The organism is Paramagnetospirillum kuznetsovii, assembly GCF_003284725.1.
Classification (GTDB): domain Bacteria; phylum Pseudomonadota; class Alphaproteobacteria; order Rhodospirillales; family Magnetospirillaceae; genus Phaeospirillum; species Phaeospirillum kuznetsovii.
Genome location: NZ_PGTO01000067.1, coordinates 1 through 547 on the forward strand (window position 1 = coordinate 1; position 547 = coordinate 547).

At 64.4% G+C, this 547-nt stretch carries 1 protein-coding gene; it reads right to left on the reverse strand.

Features of this window, described 5'->3' with window-relative positions; genetic code table 11:
* Positions 1-25: 25 nt before the first annotated feature.
* Positions 26-403 carry an endonuclease domain-containing protein gene (locus CU669_RS20970; RefSeq protein WP_112147522.1) on the reverse strand — a complete coding sequence of 126 codons (378 nt, stop codon included), beginning with the start codon at positions 401-403 and terminating at the stop codon, positions 26-28.
* Positions 404-547 lie beyond the last annotated feature (144 nt).

Genomic DNA, 547 nt, shown 5'->3' on the forward strand with positions numbered 1-547 from the left:
CCGCGAGGGGAGAGGGAAGGGATGTCTAGCCCTCTCCCCTCGCGGGAGAGGGTGGCCCGCAGGGCCGGTGAGGGGGCCGGGACGCCAATTCCGCCAGGATGGTCAGCAGAACCCCTTCGGGATTACCGAGGATATCGTTGTTCCATAACCGCAGGACACGAAAGCCATCCTCGATCAGCCAAGCATCGCGGTCCGCGTCACTGGGGCTTTCGGCGTGCTGCCCGCCATCCGCTTCGACGATAATTCGGTGGGACATGATGGCGAAATCAACGATGTAGTGCCCGAGCGGCTGCTGCCTGCGAACTTTCACCCCGGCCAGCCTTCGGTCGCGAAGAAGGCGCCACAACGCCTTTTCGGCTTCGGTGGCTTTGCGGCGCAATGATCGAGCCTGAGCAATCGACATGATGGTGGGAAGTGTAGCGCGGGAGATCCAATTCAAAAAGGCCCCTCACCCGACGGCTTCGCCGCCACCCTCTCCCGCGAGGGGAGAGGGAAGGGATGTCTAGCCCTCTCCCCTCGCGGGAGAGGGTGGCCCGCAGGGCCGGTG

Bases quoted from the DNA above. Each gene is read 5' to 3' on its own strand.
- CU669_RS20970 (WP_112147522.1), bottom strand. From the start codon at position 403: ATGTCGATTGCTCAGGCTCGATCATTGCGCCGCAAAGCCACCGAAGCC.